The sequence below is a fragment of the Sphingobium sp. WR1 genome (genome assembly GCF_059693745.1).
Window position 1 is genome coordinate 1 of record NZ_JCATID010000081.1, and the last position, 1546, is coordinate 1546.

General features: G+C 65.1%; 3 protein-coding genes. 2 read left to right on the top strand and 1 reads right to left on the bottom strand.

Going from position 1 to position 1546, the window contains the following annotated elements:
• Positions 1-341 (bottom strand): DUF4158 domain-containing protein (locus AC58EF_RS28445; protein WP_497279714.1); only part of this gene is annotated, 341 nt, incomplete at its 3' end.
• A gap of 129 nt (positions 342-470) precedes the next feature.
• On the opposite strand from AC58EF_RS28445, the gene AC58EF_RS28450 reads away from it, so the two are divergent.
• Together AC58EF_RS28450 and AC58EF_RS28455 are read left to right on the top strand one after the other, a co-directional pair.
• Positions 471-1076, top strand: a complete 606-nt coding sequence (locus AC58EF_RS28450) for a recombinase family protein (RefSeq protein WP_026109404.1) — start codon at positions 471-473, stop codon at positions 1074-1076.
• Positions 1073-1546, top strand: a 474-nt coding sequence (locus tag AC58EF_RS28455) for a DUF7986 domain-containing protein (RefSeq protein WP_497279716.1), incomplete at its 3' end; no start/stop codon positions are given. The genes AC58EF_RS28450 and AC58EF_RS28455, both read left to right, overlap by 4 nt.

Here is a 1546-nt window from a genome sequence, read left to right on the forward strand (position 1 = left end):
GTGAATCCGAAGCGCGCCTTGATGGCGGCAAGCTGATCGTAGCGGGTCGGCGCTCGCCGCGCGAAGTCGGCGACGACGCCTGCATCCACTCCGACCTGTTCGGCGATGTGGTCGAGCATGATTGCAGGCAACAGCTCGCCTGTGCGCAGATGTCGCCCCGGATAGCGCAGGCAGCAGAGTTGCAGGGCATAGCTCAAGCGGGTCGCCGGAGTGCGTGCGAAGCCGATCGCAGCAAGGTCCTCGGCATCGAGGCCATGATGTCGCACCACCGCCGCCTCGCTGTCGGGCAAAGCAAGCAACGCGGCGCGCTGCCGCTGGGTCATCGGAATACGTGCGGGCATGTTTCATCCTCCAAAAACCTCTTGCCTTTTGTTGGCTTAGTGAAAGAGGATTGTGAAAGACCCAAGGCTGCGGAAATTGGTGCATGCTGTTTCCGCCTCCAGATACGGCCGTTTGTGAAAGAGACGCAGATGACGCGCGAACCCTATCTGATCGGTTATGCCCGCGTGTCGAAGGGCGACGACCAGTCGAACGCCGCGCAGCGGCGCGCGCTCGATGCGGCCGGCTGCAAGCGGGTGTTCGAGGAGACCGCCAGCGGTGGGCGGTGGGACCGACCCAAGCTTCTGGAGATGATCGGCCAGTTGCGCGACGGAGACGTCGTCGTCGTCTGGAAGCTTGACCGGCTGTCGCGCAGCCTAAAGGATATGCTGCACATCATGGAGCGGATCGAGCTGGCAGGCGCGGGCTTCCGCTCACTGACCGAGGCGATCGACACCACCACCGCGGCAGGGCGGATGATGATGCAGATGGTGGGAAGCTTCGCCGAGTTCGAGCGGGCCATGATCCGCGAGCGTACCAGCGCCGGCCTTGCCCAGGCTCGCGCAGAAGGACGGATCGGCGGGCGTCGGCCCAAGCTCGGCGACAAGCAGCGCCGCGAAATCGCCGAGTCCGTCACGTCCGGCCGCAAGTCCGGTGCCGAGATGGCGCGGCTCTACGGCGTCAGTGAACCCACCGTCTCGCGCATCGTCGCCGCGCACCGCCAGCAATTCAGTCAGCAGCAGAGGGAACAGGCATGAAGCGTGGTCACGATCTGTCCGGCGTCATGAAGTTCGCCACCTCGCCGGCCTGGGGCGAGCATCTGGGCGAGGCGCTCGGCGATCATCTCGGGCTGGCGATGGAGGAGTTCGACTTCGAAGCGGACGAGCTGGCGGACATCGTCGGCGATCATTGGGCCGGCGTGTTGTGGGGATGCGCGTTCGAGGATCTGCTGACGCGCACCATCCAACCCGACCGGAACATCGTCGATGACTATATTCGGCGCCGGGGCTGGAATGAGAGCGGCCCGACCAAAATCTACCTGCGTGCCCTTCGATCGTCAGTGATGAGCCTCCACGAGGTCAGCGAGGTCGAGCCCGGCAGCGGCTTCCTCGTGCGCGACCTGATCCGGGGCGGCGAGCCGCTTCGAGTATCCGAGCGCAGCGCCTCGCAGACGCTGAAGCAATGGGACAGGATCGGTGCCCGCGTCGTGCAGGTCGGAGGCAAGCAC

Coding starts and splice junctions, on each gene's coding strand:
- AC58EF_RS28450 (WP_026109404.1), top strand. CDS start 471: ATGACGCGCGAACCCTATCTGATCGGTTATGCCCGCGTGTCGAAGGGC.